We start from the raw sequence: 15932 nt of genomic DNA on the forward strand, positions 1-15932 counted from the left end.
TAGTTTTTCAAATTAAGACGAAAGATCAAATTACTTTTTGTCAGCGGCAACAACCTGTTGCAGCCACTGAGAAAATTCTTTGCCCAAGCTGGCATGACGCATGCCGTACTCCACAAAAGCCTGCATGTACCCCAGTTTGTTACCGCAGTCATGGCTCACGCCTTTCAGGTGATACGCTTCCACCGTTTCCTGCTGCATCAACATTTCGATGCTGTCAGTCAGCTGAATTTCATCGCCGGCGCCAGGGGGCGTTTTGGCCAACAGCGGCCAAATATCGGCGGACAACACGTAACGACCGACAATCGCCAGGTTGGAAGGGGCTTTATCCGGCGACGGTTTCTCAACCACGCTGACCATCGGCGCGCTTTCGCCGGGTTGCAAAGCAACGCCCTTACAGTCGGCTACGCCGTAGTTTCCGACATCTTTATGTGGCACGGGTTCAACCATGATCTGACTGACGCCGGTGGCTTCGAAGCGCTGCAACATGTCGTGGAGGTTGTCTTTTTTCGGATCGGCGCTGTATTCGTCGAGGATCACGTCAGGAAGCACCACCGCGACCGGCTCATCACCCACAATTGGGTAGGCACACATGATAGCGTGCCCCAGGCCTTTGGCATTACCCTGGCGGACTTGCATCACGGTAACGCCTTTCGGGCAGATCGACTGCACTTCATCCAGCAATTGGCGCTTGACGCGTTTTTCCAGCATCGCTTCGAGTTCGAAACTGGTATCAAAATGGTTTTCGATCGAGTTCTTGGAGGAGTGGGTGACCAGCACAATCTCGTTAATCCCCGCCGCAATGCACTCATTAACGACGTATTGGATCAGCGGTTTATCAACCAGCGGCAGCATTTCTTTCGGAATGGCTTTGGTGGCCGGCAACATCCGCGTACCCAAGCCTGCAACCGGGATCACGGCTTTTCTGACTTTGCGATTTACAGCAGGCATTATTTCCTCTCTTGAAGCTAAAGCGCTCATTTTATGAGCTTGGGCTCAATATAAAAAACCTTCGGAGTATACCAGCTTATACGCGCCGAGCATTAGCCGGAACACAAATAGAAAACATTTAGGACTATTACCCGTTCGGATAATCCGGAGAATAAATAAACGGTTTAATTGCAGATAAGTGAATAGCTTAAGATCTCGCCGATCGCTGCCTGTTATTCAGCGCTGAGCATCAGTCGCAAGCGGCCACCGCTACCCCATACCTGACACTGCCAAGCGGTACAGCGCTGGCTGATCTGATTCATGTAGGTAGCCCCCAGCGTCCCCAGTGGTACGCCGTTGCTCAGCTGGATTTGATTGTCACCGGTATTGACGTTGGCATGCAGCCCGGCGGAAACCAGAATCAGGTTCTTATTTTCGGCATGATAATATCCCAACAGCAGCGGGAATTGGCCGTCTAATTTCCCCTGCCGCAATAATTGATTAACCTGCTTTAACAATGCCGACATTTGCGGCAGGCGATGCTGTTGATTAGCCAGATGGTCTTGCAGCAAGCCATTAAATAATGCGCGCAACAGCAATGCCGCCAATACGCCATTATCGCCGGCGCGCGTGACGTCCAGGCAATAGAATGCCAGGTCTTTTTCTGACAACGCGGCAATATCCAGCACCAGGCCGGGATTTTCACCGGTGGTTAACTGCCGATAGTTGATCCGGCAATGCGCAATGGTCTGCTGTACCGGCGGTTGCAGTTGTTTAAGCAGTTTGACGGCTTCGGAAGGGTTTTTGCTCAGCGCATCCCAATCCTGAAACAGCTCAACCTCTTCAATCGCCTGGGAGGTGAACATATTGGGGTATAAGCACGCCAGCACCGCTTCACGCAGGCGATTGAGATCGGTCAGCGGCTTGAGCAGCACATCCTGCACGCCCAAGCGCAACACCTTGGCGATGTCAGCCATTTTGTCGGTGGCCGAGATCACCAGCACCGGGATCTGTATCCCCTGCAAACGCAGGTGTTCAACGAATTCGATACCGCCCATTTCCGGCATCGCGAGATCGCACAGGATGAGATCCGGCTTGAAGTCGTCGACGGCACTCAACGCCTGTAAACCGTTGGTCGCCTCGCCGGTTTCAGCACCCAGCGAGGCCAAATAACCGACCAGCACTGAACGAAAAACCTGTTCGTCCTCAACGATCAAGATGCGCTTGTGAGTAAGTGGTAATGCCATCAGCCGAGCCTCGTCCCTTTCCATAGTGTAATAGTGGCTCAAAAAGGTCACTTATGCTCGTCTGAAACAGACTGACCACGCATTGCCAACCGAGAACCGAGAATTATCTATTTTTTATCAACGGCAACAACCGATCCAGTTGTTTTTCCACCGCCAGTAACCCTGCCTCGATCGCTTCATCGGCACGGTGGAAATCCAGCGTCGAGATTTGCGGGCAAAAAGGTTGGATCAACACATCCGGCGGATCGCTCGCCATGCGGTTGCGCTTCAGGCGATTTTCCAGCATTTGAATCGAGGTACCCATGATCTCCATCGCCGTCGGCGCCGTCGCCGGTTTGCGCTGCCGCATTCTGCCGATGCGCTCCCGCAAACGCCCGCGCCAGGTGGCGGCAGGCGCATCGTCCGGGTTTTCTTCCTCAATGCGTATCGAGAACAGATCCTGCTGCATCAGGTGCGCGTCATGCTGCAGATCGACCGCGATGACGATATCGGCGCCCATAGCGCGGCAGAGCGACACCGGCACCGGATTGACCACCGCGCCATCCACCAGCCAATAGCCGTCGGCCCATACCGGCGCCAACAGGCCAGGCATGCTGCAGGAAGCGCGTATCGCCTGATGAATATCGCCTTCGGTCAGCCACAGCTCGCGCCCGGTGCTGAGATTGGTCGTCACGGCGCCGAACTTCAACGCGCACTCGGCGATATCATTGATCTTCAACAGCTGTCCGACAGCGTTAAACACCCGTTCTCCGCGCAACAGGCCACCGCGCTGCCAGGAAAAATCCATCAGACGAATCACGTCCCAATAGCTGAACGACCGCACCCACTGCTCCATCGCCGGCAGGCGATGGCTGGCGAACGCCGCGCCCACCAACGCGCCGACAGAGCAGCCAGCAACGATATCGACCTCAATTCCCAGTTTCTTTAACGCATTGATCACGCCGATGTGCGCCCAGCCTTTGGCCGATCCCGCCCCCAGCGCCAGTCCGATCTTGATTTGCCGCATAGCGCCATCCTCTCGGTGAAAGGTATTCACTGCTTTCAGGGTAGATTGTCACTGACGAATATTGTTAGGTAACATATGCGCTAAATTCATTTTCTGCCTCGTGTTCTCAGGAGTTATTTTGCCCGAATCATGCCCATGCGGCAGCGGACTGGCGTATAACGCGTGCTGCGCCCCCTTTATCAGCGGCAATCAGCCGGCGCCGACGCCCGGCCAGCTGATGCGTTCACGCTTCACCGCCTACGTAAATCATAACGTCGACTATCTGATCGCCACCTGGCACCCCGACTGCGGCGCCGAAGCGTGGCGCAATGCAATCGTCGACAGCTTTAAAAATACCGAATGGCTGGGCCTGACGATCGTGGAAGAGAAAGCCGGTCATGAGCCGGATGAAGGCTTCGTCGAATTCATCGCCCGCTTTATCGATGGCGAAAGCGGCGAACCGCAGGCGATGCATGAGCGCTCGCGCTTCCTTCGTCGCGATCAACGTTGGTATTATATCGACGGCACCAAACCCCAGCCCGGCAGAAATGCGATTTGTCCCTGTGGCTCAGGGAAAAAATACAAGAAGTGCTGCGGGCGCTAGCCGGCCGGCGCTTCACGTTTACGCCTGCGAAGACAGGCCGTTCAGTATCAGACAGGATCCTCAAACCCATGCCACACCAAAATGTACAACGAAAAGTGTTACGCACCATCTGCCCGGACGCCAAAGGGCTGATCGCCAAGATCACCAACATCTGTTACAAGCACGAACTCAATATCGTTCAGAATAATGAGTTCGTCGATCACCGCACCGGGCGTTTCTTCATGCGCACCGAGCTGGAAGGCATTTTCAACGACAACACGCTGCTGGCCGATCTGGACAGCGCGCTGCCGGAAGGTTCGTTGCGTGAGCTGCACAGCACCGGGCGCCGTCGCATCGTGGTGCTGGTCACCAAAGAGGCCCACTGCCTGGGCGATCTGTTGATGAAAAGCGCCTATGGCGGCCTCGACGTTGAAATCGCCGCCGTGATCGGCAACCACGACACGCTGCAATCGCTGGTGGAGCGTTTCGATATTCCTTTCCATCTGGTGAGCCACGAAGGCTTGACGCGTGAACAGCATGACCGCGAAATGACGGCCAAGATCGATCAATATCAGCCGGATTACGTAGTGCTGGCCAAATATATGCGCGTGCTGACCCCGGCCTTCGTGCAACATTATCCGAATCAGGTGATCAACATTCACCATTCGTTCCTGCCGGCGTTTATCGGCGCGCGCCCTTATCACCAGGCCTACGAGCGCGGGGTAAAAATCATCGGCGCCACCGCCCACTACGTTAACGACAATCTCGACGAAGGCCCGATCATCATGCAGGACGTGATCCATGTCGATCACACCTATTCCGCCGAGGATATGATGCGCGCCGGCCGCGACGTGGAGAAAAATGTGCTCAGCCGCGCGCTGTATCAGGTGCTGGCGCAGCGCGTCTTCGTCTACGGCAACCGCACCGTTATTCTGTAATCGCTCAATAAATCGGTGCATTTCGTTCAGGGATGCACCGCCAAGAATAAAAAAACGGCAAACGATTCATTTTCTTCATTTCAATGCTTTACACATCCGCTTCATTTGGTATGATGCGCCCCGCTTACCGAGACAGCGCTCTCGCAAGCTAGGCCAGTTAAATAGCCATGTATATGGTGGGGTTCCCGAGCGGCCAAAGGGAGCAGACTGTAAATCTGCCGTCACTGACTTCGAAGGTTCGAATCCTTCCCCCACCACCATCTTCTCTTTGTTGATGAACTTGAAGCGAAAGCTGAAATATCATTTAACGCCGAGGGGAGGATGAGAAGCTTTGACAAAGTTCGAGCCGAGCGCAGCGAGACAACGCGCTTTAGCGCGGTAATCCTTAGAAGCACACAACTGGAATTTAGCCCATTCCTTAAAAAATCAGTAAATCCATGAATACCATGGTGGGGTTCCCGAGCGGCCAAAGGGAGCAGACTGTAAATCTGCCGTCACAGACTTCGAAGGTTCGAATCCTTCCCCCACCACCATCTCTTTATAGAAAATCCCAAACCGACTTAAAGCACATCGCATCCATATTGCTCCGCACTGGGGAGGATGAGAAGCTTCGACAAGGTTCGAGTCTCACGCAGTGAGACAACGCGCTTCAGCGCGGCCCGCAGGGTGAGTCGCACAGCGACGAATCATCCTTCCCCCACCACCCTCTCTTTATAGAAAATCCCAAACCGACTTAAAGTACATCGCATCCATAATGCTCCGTACCGGGGAAGGATGAGAAGCTTCGACCAAGGTTCGAGTCTCACGCAGTGAGACAACGCGCTTTAGCGCGGCCCGCAGGGTGAGTCGCACAGCGACGAATCATCCTTCCCCTACCACCCTCTCTTTATAGAAAATCCCAAACCGACTTAAAGTACATCCTTAAAACACATCGCATCCCTAATGCTCTCGTATCAATAAAACTCAATGTATCTCCCCTTATTCCCCGCTTTCACCTCGATGTTTTATTTCCTCACTCCCAGCCGTAACTTGAACTCCGGCCGACAATTCGCTATACCACTGGCTTCTTTAGTGCAGTAAGGAACAGGTGGATGCGAAACAATATTTGCGTTTTTTGTGGCGCCAGCGAAGGCGTCAATCCCGCTTATGCCGAGCAGGCTCGTCAACTGGGGCAGCTGCTGGCCGCACAGGGGCGCCGTTTAATCTACGGCGGCGGCAAAAAAGGATTGATGGGGATCGTGGCGGACGCGGTGTTGGCAGCGGGCGGTGAAGCTGTCGGCATTATCCCCGAGCGCCTGGTTGAAGCGGAAACGGCGCATCGCGGCCTGACTGAATTGGAAGTGGTGCCAGACATGCATACGCGTAAAGCCCGTATGGCGACGCTGGCGGACAGTTTTATCGCCCTGCCCGGCGGCATCGGCACGCTGGAAGAGCTGTTTGAAATCTGGACCTGGGGGCAGATCGGCTATCACAACAAACCGGTCGGCCTGCTGAACGTCAACGGATTCTACCGCCCGCTGAGCCAGTTCCTCGAGCACGTCGCCGATCAGGGCTTTATGCGCCACGACTATCTCGGTACCCTGCACATCAGTGAATCGGCACAAACGCTGCTGCAACAGTTTGACGACTATCAACCTAAAAGTTACGACCGCTGGGCGAAATAAACCCGCTGCGCAGTCAGCGGTCCCTCCGCTGTCTGCGTTACATTCCCCGCCAAACTCTGCTACTATCACAGCACATTTTTCTCGTGAAAACGGCACCGCTCATGAAGTTTGTCTCTTTTAATATCAATGGACTGCGCGCGCGTCCGCATCAGCTGGCGGCAATTATCGAACAGCACCAGCCCGACGTGATCGGTCTGCAGGAAACTAAAGTTCACGACGACATGTTCCCGCTGGAAGAAGTCAGCCAGCACGGCTATCACGTGTTCTATCACGGGCAAAAAGGCCATTACGGCGTTGCGCTGCTGACCAAAGCGGAGCCTCTGGCCGTGCGCCGCGGTTTCCCGACCGATGAAGAAGACGCGCAGCGTCGCATCATCATGGCCGATCTGGCTACGCCACAGGGCACGCTGACGGTGATCAACGGCTACTTCCCACAAGGTGAAAGCCGCGACCATCCGATCAAATTCCCGGCTAAAACGCGCTTTTATCAGGATCTGCAAAACTACCTGGAGCAACAACTGTCGGCAGAATCCCCAGTGTTGATCATGGGGGATATGAACATCAGCCCGAGCGATTATGACATTGGCATCGGCGAAGACAGCCGTAAACGCTGGCTGCGCACCGGCAAGTGTTCCTTCCTGCCGGAAGAGCGCGAATGGATGGACCGCCTGCTGAACTGGGGCCTGGTGGACACCTATCGCCACGCCAACCCGGGGCGCAACGACGAATTCTCGTGGTTCGACTACCGTTCCAAAGGGTTCGACGACAACCGCGGCCTGCGTATCGATCTGCTGCTGGCCAGCACCCCGCTGGCTTCGCGCTGCGTCGCCACCGGCATCGATTACCAAACCCGCGGTATGGAGAAACCTTCCGACCATGCGCCGGTCTGGGCGGAATTTACGCTGTAACCCCATCACCCCGGCGCTCGCCGGGGTTTTACTCTGTGAAGCCAATGAAAATTATCGACGTGGTAGCCGCTATTCTGGAACAAAATGGCCGCATTTTGCTGGCTCAGCGCGGCGCAGGCAGCGATCAAGCCGGTCTGTGGGAGTTTCCCGGCGGCAAAGTTGAAGCCGGCGAAAGCCAGCCAGAAGCGCTGGCGCGCGAGTTGGATGAGGAGTTGGGGATCTGCGTCCGTATCGGCGACTATGTGGGCAGCAATCAGTGGCAGCAAGGCGAACGCATCATCCGGCTGCACGCCTGGCGAGTCGCGGAGTTCTCCGGTGAATTGCAGCTGCATTGTCACTCGGCCCTGGTCTGGGTCACGCCGCAACAGGCGCAGGAATACGCCCTGGCGCCCGCCGACGTTCCACTGCTGGCGGACTATATCGCCGCGCAAGGCGATGCGCGCTAAGCGCGGCGATAGGTTACATCGTCACTTCTTCAATCGCACCCAAATCAAGGGGTTGGTGCCGATGGTGTTAGGCTCACGCACGCACTGCAGCACTTCCCCTTCCACTTTAAGCACCGCGCCCTCGGAATAGTTTTGATTCTGGTAGACGCAACAGCGGTTGCAGGGCTGCGCCGGCGGCGGGTTGACGCCGCTTTTGGCCGTGCCCCAAATCTCCGGCGAAACCGGTAACACCACGTCCACATCGCCGCGATTGGCGGCTGCCAGGCTGGAAAACATCAAGGCAGCGGCAGCCAATACCCCACTGAGTCCACGCTTCATTCACTCTTCTCCTGCGCCTTGCCGGCGCTTTTCCTGCGTTTTTTGCCTCCGCTGGAAGGCGGCGGCAATCCACGAAACGCCATGCTCGCCCGGCTCTGCTTGGCCTGATAAATCAGCTCTTGCAGCGTACCGACCAACGGCTGCATAAAATCCTGATAGCGGCAGGATTTCTCGCTGATTTGCGTCAGCGTGGCTTCCCAGTTGGCCGTCATATCAGGGCGCGCAGCTAGATCCGGCAGCGAGTGAATCAACGCGCGCCCGGTTTCGCTGGAGTGAATATAGCGTCCCTTCTTGTACAGAAACGCCCGTTTGAACAGCAATTCGATGATCCCCGCTCGCGTCGCTTCCGTTCCTAAACCATCGGTCGCTCGCAGGATTTTCTTTAACGCTTTATCTTGTACGAACCGCGCGATGCCGGTCATGGCCGACAACAGGCTGGCGTCAGTAAACGGCCGCGGGGGCTGCGTCTGGCGCTCCACCACTTCACCGCGCTCACACAGCAACTCATCGTCCTTAGCTACCACCGGCAACGGTGCGCCTTCATTTTCCTCGTCGCGTTCCTTGCTGCCCAGCAGCGTACGCCAACCGGCCTCCGCCAGGAAACGCGCCTTGGCGATGAATTTGCCGCCGGCGATATCCAGCTCGATCACGCATTTGCGGAACACCGCATCCGGACAAAACTGCATCAGGTACTGGCGCGCCACCAGCCCATACACGTTCCGTTCATCCTGCGTCAGATTAATCTTGCCGGCGCGGGCGGTGGGGATGATGGCATGGTGCGCATCGACCTTTTTATCGTCCCAGCAGCGGTTGCGGCGATCGCTGTCGATCACCGGCTGCGGGTACAGTTCAGGCTGGTGCACACTGATGGCGTTCAGCACCGCGTGGCGGCCGGCAAAATGCTCTTCAGGCAGATAGCGACAGTCGGAACGCGGATAGGTAATCAATTTGTGGGTTTCGTACAGCCGCTGGCAAACGTCCAACACCTGTTGGGCGCTGAGGTTATAACGCCGGGCCGCTTCGATTTGCAGCGTGGAGAGCGAAAACGGCAGCGGCGCGGTATCTGATTCCCGTTTATCGTTATAGGACGTGACCAGCGCCGGCTGGCCCTCGATGCGCTTGACCACGTGCTCCGCCAACGGCCGGTGCAGCAAACGCCCTTCTTCATCCTGATAAGGTTCGCAGGAGTCGCTGGGTTGCCATAGCGCTACAAAGCGTTCTTCTTTCGGCGTGACGATGTGTGCCTTGACCTCAAAGAAGTCTTTTGGCACGAAGTTTTCGATCTCTTCGTCGCGACGCACCACCAATCCGAGCACCGGCGTCTGCACCCTGCCCACCGACAGCACGCCGTCGTAACCGGCGTTGCGGCCCAGCAGCGTATAGGCACGGGTCATATTGATGCCGTACAGCCAGTCGGCGCGCGAACGCGCCAGCGCGGACACGCACAACGGGATAAAGTCCCGGTTGTCGCGCAGGCGCTCGACCGCACGCTCCACCGCCTGCGGGTTGAGATCGTTGATCAGACAGCGGCGCACGTTCTGGCGCTTCTCCGCCGTCAAATCCAGGTAGTCCAGCACCTCATCCACCAGCAGTTGCCCTTCGCGATCCGGGTCACCGGCGTGAACCACTTCATCGGCTTCGAGCAGCAGCTTTTTAATGGCGTTGAGCTGTTTGCTGACCGAAGGCCGCGGCTGCAAGCGCCATTTTTCGGGGATGATCGGCAGATCTGCCAACGACCAGCGCGCATAGCGGCTGTCATAGGCGTCAGGCTGAGCCTGCTCCAACAGGTGGCCGACGCACCAGGTCACCACGTCGTTGTTGCCACAGGCGATATAGCCGTCGCCGCGGCGATGCGGCTTGGGCAAGACGTCGGCAATGGCGCGCGCCAAACTCGGTTTCTCGGCTATGAACAGTCGCATTAATCACCGTTTTTCTGGCTGAACGTCATCAAGAATTCTCTTACTTCTGCATAGTTTCCACGGAAGACGATCCGTTGGGCTTTCTTTTCCAACTGATAGCAATACATCGGATCGTAGTACTGCTGCAACAGGGGCGCCAACCATTCGCGGTGCGCGTCGCCCTGGCCGTTGAGGCGCTGCGCCCGCAGCGCCGCCTCCAACCGCTGCGTCAGCTGCTGGAAGCGCTCCAGGCCCAAACGGCGGCGGATGGCGAACAGGCCGTGATGCAAATAGTCGTCGTACTGCCGCCAGCCTTCTTCCACGCCATAGGCCTGTTCGAACTGTTCGCGCATACCGTCGATATATTCGGCCTGCAGGCGTGCCAGGCGAATATCGAACGGATCGTCGATCACCGCCACCGGCGCCTGTTGCATGCCGTTGAACAACGGCAACGGCAGATTGTTGCTACCGATGATCCGCCCTTCGTCTTCCAGCACCCAACGGCGGCTGCCACCATGCTGTTTTTTCAGCAATAACACAGCCAGACGATTCTCAAAATCTATCTGCGAGCTCTGTCCCGCCAGCGTTCGGCCAAAAGATGAACCGCGATGGCGCGCTGCGCCTTCCAGATCGACGCCGTCGGCCAGTTCGTTGACCAGCAGCGTCTTGCCGCTGCCGGTATTGCCGCCCACGAGGGCCATCGGCAATGCCGCGCTTTGCGTTAGTACACCGAGCAGATAATGGCGCAGTGCCTTATAACCGCCAATGATACGCGGGTAATCCACGCCGGCCTCATGCAGCCATTGCTGCACCAGCTGCGAGCGCAGCCCGCCGCGGAAGCAGTAAATATAGCCTTCGGGCCGCTCTGCGCAGGCCGCCAGCCAGGCGGCGGTGCGCTGTTCGCGCAGCTTGCCGTTCACCAGGCTGTGGCCGAGCGCGATCGCTGCTTGCTGCCCATGCTGCTTATAGCAGGTGCCGACCGCCTGGCGTTCGCTGTCGACCATCAGCGGCAGGTTCAACGCCTGGGCGAAGGCGCCCTGTTGAAACTCGATCGGCGCGCGCACGTCAATCAGCGGCACGTCCTGCAGGAAAATGCGTGAGTAATCGTCGCTGTCCGGCCTTCCTTGCATGTTGGACACTACACGACCTCGATCAGCGGCTTACCGGCCGATGCCACATGCAGCTCCCCGATGGCGTTGAGCGTGATACCGTGCTGCCCGGCAATCGCCAGCACCTGCGCCTCCGACTCAGGCATTACCGCCAACAGCAAGCCGCCAGAGGTTTGCGGATCGCACAGCAGTTGGCGCTGCAAATCGCTCATCTCGCCTACCAGATGGCCATAGCTGTCAAAGTTGCGCCCGGTGCCGCCCGGCACACAGCCTGCGGCAATATACGCCTCGACGTCCGGCAGCTTCGGCACCCGATCGAACCAGACCGTCGCCTGCAGACCGGAGCCCTGGCACACCTCGCTCAGGTGGCCCAGCAGGCCAAAGCCGGTGATATCGGTCATCGCCGTGACGCCCGCCACCTCGGCAAAGTCGGCGCCCGGCTTGTTCAGGCGGCACATCACTTCCGTCGCCAGGCCCTGATGCTCAGGGCGCAGCTTGCTTTGCTTCTCGGCGGTCGTCAGCACGCCGATGCCCAGCGGCTTGGTCAGATAGAGTTTCGCCCCGGCCTGCGCGGCGCTGTTTTTCTTCACCCGCTCGGTATTGACCACGCCGGTGACCGCCAGGCCAAAAATAGGTTCCGGCGCATCGATGGAATGGCCGCCGGCCAGCGCGATCCCCGCCTGCTGGCAGGCGAAACGACCACCGTCGATCACCTGCTGCGCCACTTCCGGCGGCAGTTTGGCGATCGGCCAGCCGAGAATGGCGATCGCCATGATCGGTTTACCGCCCATGGCGTACACGTCGCTGATGGCGTTGGCGGCCGCAATGCGGCCGAAATCGAACGGATCGTCGACGATCGGCATGAAGAAGTCGGTGGTGCTGATGATGCCGACGCCGTTGCCGATGTCGTACACCGCCGCGTCGTCGCGGGTTTCATTGCCGACCAGCAGGCGCGGATCGACAAACTTTTCCCGCTCGCTGTGCAAGATGGTTTCGAGAACTTTCGGTGAGATTTTGCAGCCGCAGCCAGCGCCATGGCTGTACTGGGTTAAACGGATCGCTGGCGATGTCATAGTCCACTCCCTTCGGTAACGGCACTCAAGATAACATAGGGTAGCGCTTGCCGAGGGGATTGATAAGAGCGGGCCGCCGATAAGCGAGCGGCCTGCTCAGAAACCATGCAATTCTGCGGGGTTTGGCGCATTTTCGCCGCGCCCCATTGGAAAAAACTTAGAAATAGCTGACGAAAGGCGTGCTGTCCGGCGGCGTCACCTTGGTGGCGGCCTTCAGCTGCGGCGTCCCCAGATAAAGGAAGCCGACGATCTCGTCCTGCTCGCGGCAGCCGAAGGCTTCACGCACCAGCGCATGCTCGGTCCAGGCGCCGGTACGCCAGATGCCGTTAAAGCCCTGCGCCAACGCCGCCATTTGCATTGCCTGTACCGCGCAGCCGGCAGAAACCACCTGCTCCCAGCGCGGCACCTTGGTTTCTTCAGTGCAGTGCGCAATGACGGTAATGATCAGCGGTGCGCGGAACGGCGCCTTAGTGGCCTTTTCGATCGCCGCTTCGTCCAGTTGATCCTGCTTCGCCGCCGCCTGCAGCAGCTGGCTGAAGCGCTCAAGACCCTGATTTTCGATCATCACGAAACGCCACGGCTGCAGCGCGCCGTGATCGGGCGCACGCAGGCCCGCGTTGATGATATTTTGGCGTACTTCCCCCGCCGGCGCCGGTTCCGCCAGGCGCGAAGCCGAGCGGCGATTCAATAAAAGATCCAGAGCATCCATCGTAAACTCCTGATAACAATTTTCATTCCGGCCACGTTAACATAGCTAAACGACGAGTTACAGCCTCGGCGATAGCGTCTGAGTGCCACGATTTAAAGCTGACATTTACCCGGCCGCTCATTAGGATAGCGGAACATTCTCGACTCTTGTTGGAGAGCACATGCGCACATTGTGGCAAATTATTGCCGGCATTTTCCGGTGGACATGGCGTCTGCTGAATTTTATCAGGGAACTGATCCTTAACCTGTTCCTGGTCTTGCTGATCCTGGTTGGGGTCGGCATCTATCTGTCCTTCCAAAGTTCCTCCACCTCGACGGCCCCGGCGCGCGGTGCGCTGCTGGTCGATTTAAGCGGCGTGGTGGTCGATCAGCCTTCGGTAAACAACCGGGTGCGGCAATGGGGCCGCGAGCTGTTGGGTGCCTCCAGCAGCCGTCTGCAGGAAAACTCGCTGTTCGACGTGGTGGACAGCATCCGCAAGGCCAAAGACGACAAAAACATTACCGGCATGGTGTTGCAGCTGAATGACTTCGCCGGCGCCGATCAGCCGTCGCTCCGCTACATCGGCAAAGCGCTGCGCGAGTTCCGCGACAGCGGCAAACCGATCTTCGCCATCGGCGACAGCTACAACCAGACGCAATACTATCTGGCCAGCTACGCCAACAAGGTCTACCTGTCGCCGCAGGGCGCGGTCGATCTGCACGGTTTCGCCACCAACAACCTGTACTACAAGTCGTTGCTGGACATGCTCAAGGTCACCACCAATATCTTCCGCGTCGGCACCTATAAATCGGCGGTCGAACCGCTGATCCGCGACGATATGTCCCCGGCGGCACGCGAAGCGGACAGCCGTTGGATCGGCGGTCTGTGGCAGAACTACCTGGAGACCGTCGCGGCCAACCGCCAACTGACACCGCAGCAGCTGTTCCCGGGCGCCGCCGGCGTACTGAGCGGCCTGCAGGCGGCCGGTGGCGACACCGCTCGCTATGCGTTGGACAATAAGCTGGTGGACGAACTGGCGTCGCGCACCGCGATCGAAAATCAGCTGGTCAAGACCTTCGGCTGGGACAAACAGGCGAACGATTTCAACGCCATCAGCATCTACGACTATCAGCCGAAGCCGGACGCCAACCAGGGCGGCAAGATCGCCGTCGTCTTCGCCAACGGCGCCATCATGGACGGCCCGCAGACGCCGGGTAACGTCGGGGGGGATACCACCGCCGCCGAGCTGCGTCAGGCACGTCTGGATCCCGCCATCAAAGCCGTGGTGTTCCGCGTCAACAGCCCGGGCGGCAGCGTCAGCGCATCCGAAGTGATCCGCGCCGAACTGGCCGCCGTACGCGCCGCCGGCAAACCGGTGGTGGTCTCGATGGGCGGCATGGCCGCATCGGGCGGCTACTGGGTTTCAACGCCGGCCGACTACATCATCGCCAGCCCGAGCACCCTGACCGGTTCCATCGGCATTTTCGGCATCATCAATACCTACGAGAAAACCCTGGATACGCTGGGCGTGCACACCGACGGCGTGGCGACCTCGCCGCTGGCCGATATTGCGGTCACCAAGGCGTTGCCGCAGGAGTTCTCGCAGATGATGCAGCTGAATATCGAAAATGGGTATAAGAACTTCCTCGATCTGGTTGCCAAATCGCGCAAGATGACCCCGCAACAGGTTGACCAAATCGCCCAGGGCCACGTGTGGCTCGGCAGCGACGCCAAGGCCAACGGCCTGGTCGATCAATTGGGCGATTTCGACGACGCGGTGAAGAAAGCCGCCGAGCTGGCGAAGCTGCAGCAGTGGCAGCTCGACTGGTTCGTCGATACCCCAAGCCTGAGCGATATGGTGCTCAGCCAGTTCGGCGTGTCCATTCACGCCATGTTGCCGGCGGCAATTCAGGCCATGTTGCCCGCCCCGCTGGCTTCGGTCGCCAACGCGGTGAAAGAGCAGCCGGGCTTGTTCAATAACCTGAACGATCCGCAGAACCGTTATGCTATCTGTCTGACCTGCGGAGAAGTCCGCTAACAAATAATTCTGCAGCCCGGCCATCGCCGGGCTTTTTTTCTGCCGCTATGCCCCTATAATTCAGCCCATCTTATCTTTGTTAAAATCATGACCATGCAAAAGAAATCCATTTACGTCGCCTACACCGGCGGCACCATCGGCATGCAGCGTTCCGATCACGGCTATATCCCGGTTTCTGGCCACCTGCAGCGCCAGCTGGCGCTGATGCCCGAATTCCACCGCCCGGAAATGCCGGATTTCACCATTCACGAATACGCGCCACTGATTGACTCTTCGGACATGACGCCGGAAGACTGGCAGCACATCGCCGACGACATCAAGCAGAACTACGATCGCTACGACGGCTTCGTGATCCTGCACGGCACCGACACCATGGCGTTCACCGCGTCAGCGCTTTCCTTCATGCTGGAAAACCTGGCCAAACCGGTGATCGTCACAGGCTCGCAGATTCCGCTGGCGGAGCTGCGCTCCGATGGCCAGACCAACCTGCTCAACGCGCTGTATCTGGCGGCCAACCATCCGGTGAACGAAGTCAGCCTGTTCTTCAACAACAAACTATTCCGCGGCAACCGCACCACCAAAGCGCACGCCGACGGTTTCGACGCCTTCGCCTCCCCGAATCTGCCGCCGCTGCTGGAAGCCGGCATCCACATTCGCCGCCAGCACGGCATCGACAGCCCGACTTGCAACGGCGCGCTGCGGGTGCACGACATCACGCCGCAGCCGATCGGCGTGGTCACCATCTATCCGGGCATTTCCGGCGCGGTGGTGCGTAACTTCCTGCTGCAGCCGGTCAAGGCGCTGATCCTGCGCTCCTACGGCGTCGGTAATGCGCCGCAGAAAGCCGAGCTGATCGACGAGTTGCGTGCGGCCTCCGAACGCGGCATCGTGGTGGTCAACCTGACGCAGTGCATCTCCGGGCGCGTCAATATGGAAGGCTACGCCACCGGCAACGCATTGGCGCACGCCGGGGTGATCAGCGGTTTCGACATGACGGTGGAAGCCGCCCTGACCAAGCTGCACTACCTGCTGAGCCAGCCGCTGACGCCGGAACAAATCCGCGCCCTGATGCAGCAAGATCTGCGCGGCGAACTGAGCATCAACGGTTAA

General features: G+C 58.3%; 15 protein-coding genes, 2 tRNA genes and 2 other RNA genes. 11 read left to right on the forward strand and 8 right to left on the reverse strand.

Annotated features, from left to right (window positions below):
* Window positions 1–30: 30 nt before the first annotated feature.
* The 3 genes from galU to rssA all read right to left on the reverse strand — a co-directional run bounded on the left by galU (window position 31) and on the right by rssA (window position 3180).
* Entirely contained in the window at window positions 31–948 is a 918-nt protein-coding gene (galU, locus tag C9411_RS01850; RefSeq protein WP_107226315.1) for a UTP--glucose-1-phosphate uridylyltransferase GalU, read from the reverse strand.
* A 212-nt stretch (window positions 949–1160) separates the two neighbouring features.
* Window positions 1161–2174: a two-component system response regulator RssB gene (rssB, locus tag C9411_RS01855; protein WP_063990113.1), complete on the reverse strand. Its 1014-nt coding sequence runs from the start codon at window positions 2172–2174 to the stop codon at window positions 1161–1163.
* A gap of 103 nt (window positions 2175–2277) precedes the next feature.
* A complete protein-coding gene (gene rssA / locus C9411_RS01860) occupies window positions 2278–3180 on the reverse strand; it encodes a patatin-like phospholipase RssA (RefSeq protein ID WP_063990114.1) in 903 nt (300 codons plus the stop codon).
* A gap of 118 nt (window positions 3181–3298) precedes the next feature.
* On the opposite strand from rssA, the gene C9411_RS01865 reads away from it, so the two are divergent.
* From C9411_RS01865 to C9411_RS01905, 9 genes are all read left to right on the forward strand, one after another.
* The gene (locus C9411_RS01865) at window positions 3299–3763 is read left to right on the forward strand and encodes a YchJ family protein (RefSeq protein WP_063990115.1); all 465 of its coding nucleotides are present in this window, start codon (window positions 3299–3301) and stop codon (window positions 3761–3763) included.
* A gap of 68 nt (window positions 3764–3831) precedes the next feature.
* On the forward strand, window positions 3832–4680 hold the full coding sequence (gene purU, locus C9411_RS01870; RefSeq protein ID WP_016927485.1) for a formyltetrahydrofolate deformylase: 849 nt from the start codon (window positions 3832–3834) through the stop codon (window positions 4678–4680).
* A 175-nt stretch (window positions 4681–4855) separates the two neighbouring features.
* Window positions 4856–4940: transfer RNA gene (locus tag C9411_RS01875), tRNA-Tyr, on the forward strand.
* A 188-nt stretch (window positions 4941–5128) separates the two neighbouring features.
* Window positions 5129–5213: transfer RNA gene (locus C9411_RS01880), tRNA-Tyr, on the forward strand.
* A 46-nt stretch (window positions 5214–5259) separates the two neighbouring features.
* Window positions 5260–5386: non-coding RNA, RtT sRNA (locus C9411_RS01885), on the forward strand.
* Window positions 5387–5433: 47 nt separating this feature from the next.
* Window positions 5434–5561: non-coding RNA, RtT sRNA (locus C9411_RS01890), on the forward strand.
* Between the two features lie 210 nt (window positions 5562–5771).
* The gene (locus C9411_RS01895) at window positions 5772–6344 is read left to right on the forward strand and encodes a TIGR00730 family Rossman fold protein (RefSeq protein ID WP_063990116.1); all 573 of its coding nucleotides are present in this window, start codon (window positions 5772–5774) and stop codon (window positions 6342–6344) included.
* Between the two features lie 101 nt (window positions 6345–6445).
* Complete coding sequence (gene xthA, locus C9411_RS01900) at window positions 6446–7252, forward strand: exodeoxyribonuclease III (protein WP_063990117.1); 807 nt, start codon at window positions 6446–6448, stop codon at window positions 7250–7252.
* A gap of 44 nt (window positions 7253–7296) precedes the next feature.
* Window positions 7297–7698, forward strand: a complete 402-nt coding sequence (locus tag C9411_RS01905) for a pyrimidine (deoxy)nucleoside triphosphate diphosphatase (protein WP_063990118.1) — start codon at window positions 7297–7299, stop codon at window positions 7696–7698.
* A 21-nt stretch (window positions 7699–7719) separates the two neighbouring features.
* On the opposite strand, the gene C9411_RS01910 is transcribed toward C9411_RS01905, so the two are convergent.
* From C9411_RS01910 to C9411_RS01930, 5 genes are all read right to left on the reverse strand, one after another.
* Window positions 7720–8016, reverse strand: a complete 297-nt coding sequence (locus C9411_RS01910) for a YnjH family protein (RefSeq protein WP_107226316.1) — start codon at window positions 8014–8016, stop codon at window positions 7720–7722.
* Window positions 8013–9935 carry a DNA topoisomerase III gene (locus C9411_RS01915; protein WP_107226317.1) on the reverse strand — a complete coding sequence of 641 codons (1923 nt, stop codon included), beginning with the start codon at window positions 9933–9935 and terminating at the stop codon, window positions 8013–8015. Before C9411_RS01915 ends, C9411_RS01910 begins: the two co-directional genes overlap by 4 nt.
* Window positions 9935–11044, reverse strand: a complete 1110-nt coding sequence (gene mnmH, locus C9411_RS01920) for a tRNA 2-selenouridine(34) synthase MnmH (RefSeq protein ID WP_107226318.1) — start codon at window positions 11042–11044, stop codon at window positions 9935–9937. Before mnmH ends, C9411_RS01915 begins: the two co-directional genes overlap by 1 nt.
* Window positions 11045–11052: 8 nt before the next feature.
* Window positions 11053–12096, reverse strand: coding sequence for a selenide, water dikinase SelD (gene selD / locus C9411_RS01925; protein ID WP_107226319.1), 1044 nt, complete (start codon window positions 12094–12096; stop codon window positions 11053–11055).
* Between the two features lie 157 nt (window positions 12097–12253).
* Window positions 12254–12805 carry an NAD(P)H nitroreductase gene (locus C9411_RS01930; protein WP_004932204.1) on the reverse strand — a complete coding sequence of 184 codons (552 nt, stop codon included), beginning with the start codon at window positions 12803–12805 and terminating at the stop codon, window positions 12254–12256.
* Between the two features lie 160 nt (window positions 12806–12965).
* Here C9411_RS01930 and sppA point away from each other — a divergent pair, with 160 nt between their 5' ends.
* On the forward strand, window positions 12966–14822 hold the full coding sequence (gene sppA, locus C9411_RS01935; RefSeq protein WP_107226320.1) for a signal peptide peptidase SppA: 1857 nt from the start codon (window positions 12966–12968) through the stop codon (window positions 14820–14822).
* A 93-nt stretch (window positions 14823–14915) separates the two neighbouring features.
* On the forward strand, window positions 14916–15932 hold the full coding sequence (ansA, locus tag C9411_RS01940; protein WP_107226582.1) for an asparaginase: 1017 nt from the start codon (window positions 14916–14918) through the stop codon (window positions 15930–15932).

The organism is Serratia sp. Nf2, assembly GCF_003028435.1.
GTDB classification, from domain to species: Bacteria; Pseudomonadota; Gammaproteobacteria; order Enterobacterales; family Enterobacteriaceae; genus Serratia; species Serratia marcescens_L.

What these genes read in the sequence shown, in the direction of transcription:
- rssB (WP_063990113.1), bottom strand. Translation starts at nt 2,174, where the DNA reads ATGGCATTACCACTTACTCACAAGCGCATCTTGATCGTTGAGGACGAA.
- purU (WP_016927485.1), top strand. Translation starts at nt 3,832, where the DNA reads ATGCCACACCAAAATGTACAACGAAAAGTGTTACGCACCATCTGCCCG.
- rssA (WP_063990114.1), bottom strand. Translation starts at nt 3,180, where the DNA reads ATGCGGCAAATCAAGATCGGACTGGCGCTGGGGGCGGGATCGGCCAAA.
- C9411_RS01910 (WP_107226316.1), bottom strand. Translation starts at nt 8,016, where the DNA reads ATGAAGCGTGGACTCAGTGGGGTATTGGCTGCCGCTGCCTTGATGTTT.
- mnmH (WP_107226318.1), bottom strand. Translation starts at nt 11,044, where the DNA reads ATGCAAGGAAGGCCGGACAGCGACGATTACTCACGCATTTTCCTGCAG.
- selD (WP_107226319.1), bottom strand. Translation starts at nt 12,096, where the DNA reads ATGACATCGCCAGCGATCCGTTTAACCCAGTACAGCCATGGCGCTGGC.
- xthA (WP_063990117.1), top strand. Translation starts at nt 6,446, where the DNA reads ATGAAGTTTGTCTCTTTTAATATCAATGGACTGCGCGCGCGTCCGCAT.
- ansA (WP_107226582.1), top strand. Translation starts at nt 14,916, where the DNA reads ATGCAAAAGAAATCCATTTACGTCGCCTACACCGGCGGCACCATCGGC.
- C9411_RS01905 (WP_063990118.1), top strand. Translation starts at nt 7,297, where the DNA reads ATGAAAATTATCGACGTGGTAGCCGCTATTCTGGAACAAAATGGCCGC.
- galU (WP_107226315.1), bottom strand. Translation starts at nt 948, where the DNA reads ATGCCTGCTGTAAATCGCAAAGTCAGAAAAGCCGTGATCCCGGTTGCA.
- C9411_RS01930 (WP_004932204.1), bottom strand. Translation starts at nt 12,805, where the DNA reads ATGGATGCTCTGGATCTTTTATTGAATCGCCGCTCGGCTTCGCGCCTG.
- sppA (WP_107226320.1), top strand. Translation starts at nt 12,966, where the DNA reads ATGCGCACATTGTGGCAAATTATTGCCGGCATTTTCCGGTGGACATGG.
- C9411_RS01895 (WP_063990116.1), top strand. Translation starts at nt 5,772, where the DNA reads ATGCGAAACAATATTTGCGTTTTTTGTGGCGCCAGCGAAGGCGTCAAT.
- C9411_RS01915 (WP_107226317.1), bottom strand. Translation starts at nt 9,935, where the DNA reads ATGCGACTGTTCATAGCCGAGAAACCGAGTTTGGCGCGCGCCATTGCC.